Origin of the sequence: Streptomyces sp. NPDC000229 (assembly GCF_040300825.1) — a bacterium.
Classification (GTDB): domain Bacteria; phylum Actinomycetota; class Actinomycetes; order Streptomycetales; family Streptomycetaceae; genus Streptomyces.
The window spans coordinates 1-8,197 of sequence record NZ_JBEPEL010000141.1 but is presented as its reverse complement, the minus strand read 5'-3'; the positions used below and the strand labels follow the sequence as shown (position 1 = coordinate 8,197).

Annotated in this window: 6 protein-coding genes; all 6 read right to left on the bottom strand. The window is 72.5% G+C overall.

The features are described from left to right. Positions 1-64: 64 nt before the first annotated feature. Positions 65-286: a hypothetical protein gene (locus tag ABT360_RS34650; protein ID WP_351825625.1), complete on the bottom strand. Its 222-nt coding sequence runs from the start codon at positions 284-286 to the stop codon at positions 65-67. Between the two features lie 120 nt (positions 287-406). Then, the gene (locus ABT360_RS34645; RefSeq protein WP_351825623.1) at positions 407-3,280 is read right to left on the bottom strand and encodes an NHLP bacteriocin export ABC transporter permease/ATPase subunit; all 2,874 of its coding nucleotides are present in this window, start codon (positions 3,278-3,280) and stop codon (positions 407-409) included. A 1-nt stretch (position 3,281) separates the two neighbouring features. Next, the gene (locus tag ABT360_RS34640) at positions 3,282-5,531 is read right to left on the bottom strand and encodes an NHLP family bacteriocin export ABC transporter peptidase/permease/ATPase subunit (protein WP_444852377.1); all 2,250 of its coding nucleotides are present in this window, start codon (positions 5,529-5,531) and stop codon (positions 3,282-3,284) included. After that, positions 5,528-6,334: an HlyD family efflux transporter periplasmic adaptor subunit gene (locus tag ABT360_RS34635; protein WP_351825621.1), complete on the bottom strand. Its 807-nt coding sequence runs from the start codon at positions 6,332-6,334 to the stop codon at positions 5,528-5,530. The genes ABT360_RS34640 and ABT360_RS34635 overlap by 4 nt, the downstream gene beginning before the upstream one ends. A 95-nt stretch (positions 6,335-6,429) precedes the next feature. After that, entirely contained in the window at positions 6,430-6,651 is a 222-nt protein-coding gene (locus ABT360_RS34630) for a type A2 lantipeptide (RefSeq protein WP_351825619.1), read from the bottom strand. A 439-nt stretch (positions 6,652-7,090) separates the two neighbouring features. Next, positions 7,091-8,080, bottom strand: a complete 990-nt coding sequence (locus ABT360_RS34625; RefSeq protein WP_351825627.1) for a polyprenyl synthetase family protein — start codon at positions 8,078-8,080, stop codon at positions 7,091-7,093. Positions 8,081-8,197 lie beyond the last annotated feature (117 nt).

Here is an 8,197-nt window from a genome sequence, read left to right as displayed (position 1 = left end):
GTCGGGTCGGGGTCGCCGGTCCACCAGGTGGTGGTCACCGGGCGGCGTACGACGGCCGGTTCGGCTACCACTCGGCGCCGACGGCGCCGCCCTTCTTCCAGCCGCCGGCGAAGATCTTCGCGCCGCCGGCGGACTCCAGGGCGGCGAACTTGCCCTTGTCCCACTCGGCGGCGTGGAATTTGCCGTGGTCGTCCTTGCCGTCGTCGCCGTGAGCGGCGGCGGGGACGGTGCCGACCGCCATGGCAGCGGCGACCAGGGCCGTGCAGGCGAAAGCCTTCCTGAGCATCTGTTCCTCCGTGGACGCGCCGCCCGGTCCGTCCGGGCGGGGTTCGGAGGGAGGGGTTCCCGGGTTTGCGGGTATCGGCGCGCCCCGGAAGGCGAATCCCACCCTTTCAGGGGTGCCCGATCAGCGCATTTGGCGGCGCACCAGCTCGTACAGATGTCCGCCCGGGTCGGCCAGGAGCGTGGCAGGGGGGCCCTGCTCGACGATACGGCCGGCGGACATGACGATCACGCGGTCGGCGTCCATCACCGTCGACAGGCGGTGGGCGATCACCAGCCGGGTGGCGTCGATGCGGCGCGTGGAGTCGATGACGATGCGCTGCGCCTCGTTGTCCAGCGCGCTCGTCGCCTCGTCCAGGAACAGGATCCGGGGGCGGCGGATCAGGGCCTGGGCGATCATCAGGCGCTGGCGCTGGCCGCCGGAGATCGCCCCGCCGCCCGCGATCATCGTGTGCAGACCCATCGGCATGCGCCTGATGTCCTCCGCCAGGCCGGCCATCTCGGCGGCCGCCCACACCTCCTCCTGGGAGAACGACTCGGCACCGCTGATGCAGTCCAGGATCGAGCCGGTGAGAGGCTGGGCGTTCTGGAGGACGACACCGCACTGGCGGCGCACCGCCGCCTGGTCGAGGGCGGTCAGGTCCTGGCCGTCGTACAGGACACTGCCCGTCACCGGCCGGTCGAAGCCGATGAGCAGACGCAGCAGGGTGGACTTGCCGCAGCCGCTGGGTCCGACGACGGCCACGAACTCGCCCGGCCGGATGTGGAGCGACACGTCGTCGAGGACGAGGGGCGCGTCGTCGGAGTAGCGGAAGGAGAGGTTGCGGGCCTCTATGGCGCCGGACAGGACGCCGGGCTGGGTGGTGGAGCCGCGGACCTCCGGAGCCTCGTCCAGCACCGGCTTGATCTGTTCGAACAGGGGCAGTGCCGCGGCGGCCGACACCAGGGCCCCGGTGATCTGGGTGACCGATGTCAGCAGCATCGTCACCGACGTACTGAAGGTGAGGAACTCGCCGGCCGTCATGCTGCCGCGCGCGGGTCCCGCCAGGAGCATGAACATGATGAGCGAGCAGAGCGGGAGGTAGACGGCGTCCAGGACGGTGGTGACGTTGCGGATCCGGCCGGCCCGTTGCTGAAGCTCGCGCGAGCGGGCGAACTCCCGCGCCCACGCCGCGTACGCGAAGCTCTCCGCCGCCGCGACGCGCAGCTTGGGCAGCCCGCGCAGGGTCTGGAAGGCCTGGTTGTTCAGCTTGTTGTTCAGCTCGACCAGCCGCCGCTGCCAGCGCACCTGCCACAGCCCGAGCCCGAGGAAGACGATTCCGATGACCAGCAGCATCGCCATCGCGGCCAGCGCCAACGGGACGCTGTAGCAGAGCAGCAGCACCAGGTTCACCACACCCACCGTGCTCGCCTGCACGGCAACCGGACCGACCCCGGTCAGTACGCGGCGGATCGCGCTGATCCCCATGGCCGCGCTCGCCAGCTCCCCGGTGGAGCGCCCGGCGAAGAACTTCGTCGGCAGCCGCAGCAGCCGGTCCCACACCGCCGGCTGGAGGACGCTCTCGATGCGCCCCTCCATCCGCAGCACCGTCAGGTTCTGCATCAGCATGAACGCCGCCGACACCACACCCGCGATCATCACGGCCACGGCCACCTGCACGATCAGGCTCGTCTGCGCGGCCGGTACGTACACGCCGAGGATCCTGCCGGTCGCGACCGGCACCAGCGCGCCCAGCCCCACCGTCACCAGCCCGGCGAGGGCCAGATTGCGTACGTCGCCCCCCGCGCCCCGCAGGCTGAAGCGCAGCAGCCGCGACGGCGTCATCGGGCGCTCCGGCAGCGGGCGGTAGAACATCACCGCCCGCGGCTCCAGCTCGGCGGCCTTCTCCGCGTCGATCCGTATCCGCAGCCCCGAGGCCGGGTTCACCGCCTCGTACCGGCCGCGCCGCCACAGCAGCGCCACCGGGGCGCCGGACTTCGCCCAGTGCCCCACCAGGGGCCCGGAGTCCGTACGCCACCAGCGCCCCTCCAGTCGCACCGCTCGGGTGCGGACCCGGGACGCGACCGCGATGCGCTCCACCGCTCCGGTCCGCTCGTCGGCCACACCGCTCGCCGACGGTTCGGCCAGCGTGATCCCGGCCGCTCGGGCGACCTGCCGGCACACCGCGAACGTGGCGTCGTCGTCCGCTGCCGAGTTCCTCTTCCGGCCCCCGCGGTCCGGCCGCCCGATGGACGCCAGCAGCGCCTGGTCCGCCCGCGCGCGGACGGCCTCGCCCGCCTTCATGCCGGCCGCCGCCCGGTCCTCGTGGGCGCGTTCCAGCTGCTCGATCCAGCGGTCCACCGCGGACAGCAGCCGGTACTGCTGGTTCACCATCCGCTGCCACAGCGCGCCGTCGACGAGCAGGTCGCCCGCCGCGTCCGCGCTGTACGCGGCGCCGTACTGGACGCTGCCGGGCGGGACCGGCATCCACAGCATGTCGTCGTCGGCGACGGTCTCGTCCGCCGGGGAGCGTCCGTCGTCGAGAGGCGCCTCGAACAGCACGCCCAGGCTGCGGGCGGTGCCCAGGGCGAAGGCGTGCTCCAGGGGCGTGGCTTCGCCGTAGGGGTGGTGGTACGGGTCCTGTCCGGCGTACAGCTCCCGTAGCCCGATCCGGCGCAGCGCGCAGTCCTGTGCGGGCCGGCCCACCAGGGTGTGCTGCGGTCCCTCGACGGGGCCGAGGAGCAGGCTGCCGGCCTCCAGGCGGCCCAGGAAGTGCCAGTGGCCCTGCTGGGCGGCGTCGACGGCGAACAGGTCGAGCCCGCCCGCCACGACCAGCCACAGCACGTGCGGACCCTCCAGCGGTACGGTGCGCAGTCCCGCGCAGTCGACGGGGGAGCCCAGGGCGCCCAGGGCGTGGACCACCGGGTCGGCGGCGGCCACCGCGGGGTGGACGCCCGGGTGAACGCCCGGGTGGACCACGGCGTGGGCCTCCGGGTGTACGTCCGGGGGAACCGGCATGTCAGCGCTCCTTGACCAGCTCGGCGTACGCGCCGGAGGCGGCGAGCAGTTCCTCGTGGCGGCCCCGTTCGACGACCGTGCCGTGGTCCAGGACCACGATCTCGTCGCTGTCGCGGACCGTGGACAGCCGGTGGGCGATGACCACGCACGCGCAGCCGCGCCGCCGCAGGTTGTCGATGATGATCTGCTCGGTCCGGGCGTCCAGTGCGCTCGTCACCTCGTCGAGGACGAGGACGCTGGGCCGCCGCACCAGGGCGCGGGCGATCTCCAGGCGCTGGCGCTGCCCGCCCGAGAAGTTGCGGCCGTCCTGTTCGACGCGGCTGTGGATACCGCCGGGGCGGCGCGCGACGACGTCGTCGTACACGGCGGCGTCCTTCAGCGCGGCGACGACGGCGTCGTCCGGTATGGAGGGGTCCCACAGGGCGACGTTGTCCCGGACGGTCCCTTCGAAGAGGAACACGTCCTGGTCGACGAACGACACGGAGGCGGCGAGCGCGCCGCGCGGGATGTCCTCCAGGCGCTGCCCGTCGATGCGGATCGTCCCCTCCCAGGGGGTGTAGAGGCCCGAGATCAGCCGGGAGACGGTCGACTTGCCGCTGCCCGAGCCGCCGACCAGCGCCACCTGCTGCCCCGGTCCCACGGACAGGGAGAATCCGCTGAGCAGCGGCTTGTCCAGCGGGCTGTAGCCGAAGGTGATGTTCTCCAGCCGCACATGGCCCTTGAGGCGGCGGGTGCTCGCGTCCGGCTCCACGCGCGCGTAGAGGGCGTCCACGGGGAAGCTCTCGACGTCCTTCAGCCTGGCCACGTCGGCGGCGAAGTCCTGGATGCGGCCGGCCACCCCGTTCAGCCGGGTGATGGGCGCGGTGAAGCGCGTCACCAGGGCCTGGAAGGCGACGAGCAGGCCGATCGAGATGTGCCCCTCCACGGCCCGCAGCCCGCCGATCCACAGGATCAGCGCGCTGTTGAGGGTCGCCAGGGTGGGCGCGACGACGGCCAGGACGGCGCTCGGCACTCCGAGGCGCTGCTGCACCTCCAGGGTCGTCGCGTGCTGCCCCGCCCAGCGGCGGAAGTAGCCGTTCTCGCCGCCGGTCGCCTTCATGGTCTCGATCAGCTGGAGGCCGGTGTACGAGGTGTTCGTCAGCCGTGCGCTGTCGGCGCGCAGCTTCTGCGTGTGCGTGGCCCGCAACCGGATCACTATCCGCATGGCGACGACGTTGAGCAGTGCTATCAGCACTCCCACGACGGTCAGTTGGGGGTCGTACGTCCACAGCAGCAGCGCGTACAGGACGACGACGATGCCGTCCACGCCCGCGGCGGCCAGGTCGCGGGCCAGTGTCTCGGCCACCGCGTCATTGGACTGGAGCCGCTGCACCAGGTCGGCCGGACTTCGCTGGGCGAAGAAGGTGACCGGCAGCCGCATCAGGTGCCTGAGGAAGCGTGCGCTGCTGAGCGTGGAGGAGATGATGCGCCCGCGCAGCAGGTTGGCCTGTTGCAGCCCGGTCAGGACGGCGGTCAGGGCGACCAGCGCCGCCATCGAGGCGAACAGCGGACCCAGCACCGAGGTCTGGTTCCCGATCAGGAACAGGTCGATGTACGTCCGGCTCAGCGCGGGCACCGCCGCACCGACCGCGACCAGCAGGAGGCTCGCGACGAGCGCCGCCAGCAGGGTGCCCGTCGTGCCGCGCAGCCGCGCGGGCAGGGCGCTCAGGACGCCCGGCTTGCGGCCGCCCCGGCGGAAGCCGGGGCCCGGCTCGAAGACCAGGGCGACTCCGGTGAAGCTGGTGTCGAACTCCTCCGGAGAGACGAATCGTCGTCCCTTGTCGGGGTCGTTGATGTGCACGCCCCGGCGGCCGAAGCGGCGCCCCGTCCCGTCGTAGACGACGTAGTGGTTGAACTCCCAGAACAGGATGGCCGGGGCCTGCACCTCGGCGAGCGCCGCCGGCTCCATCTGCATGCCCTTGGCCTCGAGGCCGTAACTGCGGGCGGCCTTGAGGACGTTGCTGGCGCGCGAGCCGTCGCGGGAGACGCCGCACGCGATGCGCAGCTCCTCCAGCGGTACGTGGCGCCCGTGGTGGGCGAGCACCATGGCGAGGCAGGCGGCCCCGCACTCCACGGCCTCCATCTGGAGGACGGTGGGCGTGCGGACGGCCTTGGGCCGCTTGTTCTTCGGCGCGGACCGCGTGGACCGGGTGGACCGCGTGGACCGTGTGGACCGCGCGGGGGCGCGGCGGCGGCCGGCGGGGGCGCTCACGGGAGAAGCCAATCGACCGGGGCCTGAGAGGCCAGGTGCACGGAGGCGCTCACCGGCGTCATGGAAGCGGGTGCGTAGTCGGGGCCGTCGGACGTCGACCACGCGTAACCGGTCTTCGTCGAGGACGAGCGTTCCAGTTCGACCAGGACCGCCACCGGCTGGCCGGCCCGCGAGAACTGCTCGCCCAGCTGGCTGCTGCCGAGGAAGGCGGTGATGCGCTGGCGGGTCTGGGCGGTCCGGCCGACGGACTTCACCCGGCCGCGCAGGACGCCGTACGTCTGTGCCGGCACCGACTGGACGGTGAGGTCGACGGAGGCGCCCACGGGAACGGTCGCGCCGCGGTCGGCCGGTACGTAGACCGTCGCCGTCAGGGGCGCGTCCTTTGCGTCGACGTGCTCGACGGACGCCACGTCGGAACCGGTCGTGACGACGGAGCCGATCGTCGTGACGAGGGCCGTGACCCGCCCGGCGGCGATGGTGCGCACGACGGACTCGCCTTGTGCGGTGCGGACCTTCAGCAGCGGTGCATCGGCGGGGAGGTGGTCGCCCTCCTCGGCGAGTACGCCGGTGACCTGACCGGCGACGGGGCTCTGGAGGATGTAACTGCCCTTGCCGTGGGTGAGGATTCCGGGCGCCGTGAGTGTGGAGGAGACCGAGCCGGTGACGGCCCAGACGGCCGCGGCGGCCATGGCGACGACGGTGACGGCCAGAACGAGAAGGCCCTGGGGCCGGGCGAAACGCACCGGCAGGTCTATTTCCTCGGGGGATTGCAGTTTGGAAAGGGCCTTTTGGCGGAACTGCACGTAACTCTTCCCTCGACTGCAAGTGTCCGGTTCAGGAAGCGAACAGCGAGGTGAGCCCCGGAACGAAAGAAGTCCCGGGGCTCACTCATGCCGTCTCAGAGACCGGCGACGAAGCCGGTGAGGGCCGAGGAGTTCAGGCCGGCGAAGGACTCGACGGCGGCGACGCCCGAGGTGGCAACAGCGGAGACCGGGGCGACCGAGTCGAGCGTGGCGGTCGCGCTGCCGACGACACCGCTGGCAACGGCGCTGTGGAGGCCACCGGACACGGCGTCCAGGTCGGCGTCGGAGATCTCCTGGGTCTGGATCTGGGGGTTCATGTTGTGAGGTTCCCTTCACACGGCTAACTCGAAATGACTACGGAGCGGGCCTTTGTGCGGCCGCCGCAGTGCGAAGGATCAAAGCACGGGGGTGCGTTGGTCAGCCAATCCGGTGAGCACCCGTAACGACGGTTCACCGGTGTCGAATTGCGTCGATGTGCAGGCGTGTCCATGGGTTGGTGGCAGCTTCTTCACACGGGTGGCCGTCCATCTTTCCGCCGGCCGCCGTCCAGGCGTTTCGGAACGGGACATTCCGGTCTCAATGGCCGGGGCGGCCGACCGGTGTCATGAGGGCCCGTGGGAGGCGGTGTGACGCCTGTACATTCGGTGTGCAGATTCGCTGGCATTGCCTCATAACGGATGTGCGTGCCGGGTGGGGAATTGGCCGTTTTCCTGGCGTTGACCGACTTTGCCGGAGCCGTCCGTTTCCCCACACGCGTCACACCGAGCGGCCCACCACGTACGGCAGCAGCGCGAGGAGCCGGCCGGCCGGTACCGGCGCCAGCGGGACGCCGCGCAGGCAGGCCCGCGCCCGGTCCAGGCGCGCGTGCGCCTCCGCCACGGCCGCCTCCCGGCCACCCGCCTCCTCCACCAGCCCCGCCGCCCGCCGTACCGCGGCCTCGTCCAGCGGCCCCGGTACGGAGAGGAGGGCGGCCAGCCGCCGGGACGCCGGCGTGCCCGACGCCAGCGCGGCCAGCACCGGCAGGGTCTTCTTGCGCCGCCGCAGGTCCCCGTGGACCGGCTTGCCCGTCACCGCGGGATCGCCCCACAGGCCCAGCACGTCGTCGACCGCCTGGAAGGCGACGCCCAGCTGCCGCCCCGCCGTGGACAGGGCGTCCACCGTCGCCGCCGGCGCGCCCGCCAGCAGGGCGCCCAGTGCCGCCGCGCAGCCCAGCAGCGCGCCCGTCTTGTGCTCGGCCATCCGCAGGTACGCGTCGACCGGCACGGCTTCGGGCCCCGTCCACGGCCGCGCCTCGAACAGCAAATCCTCCGCCTGCCCGTCCACCAGTTCGGCCATGTCCCGGGACAGGCGCAGCACCGCCGCCCCGCCGTGCGGGCCGGGCGACCCGGCGAGGACCTCGAAGGCCAGCGCGAACAGCGCGTCCCCGGCCAGGACCGCGGGCCCCGTCCCGTACGCCTTCCACGCGGCGGGGCGCTGCCTCCGGGTGTCGTCGCCGTCCATGATGTCGTCGTGGAGCAGGGAGAACGTGTGGACCAGCTCCACGGCCACGGCCCCGTCCACGGCGGTCTCCGCGGGCGCCCCCGCCGCCTCGGCGCACAGCACGGCCAGTGCCTGACGCAGGCCCTTCCCGGACGATCCCGTGCGGGGCTCACCCCCGCGCTCCCACCACCCGAAGGCGTACCCGGCCATCTCGGCCGGCCACGCGTGCATGCCTCCGACCCGCTCCCGCAGCACCGGTTCCACCATCCCCCGGCACCGCGCCAGCACCGCCTCCGCGCCGCCCAGGTGTGGCCCATGGTCGCCGCCGGCACCTCCAACGACGAGGTCATGGCCGCCCGCGGGGTCCGCCCCGACTTCGGCGAC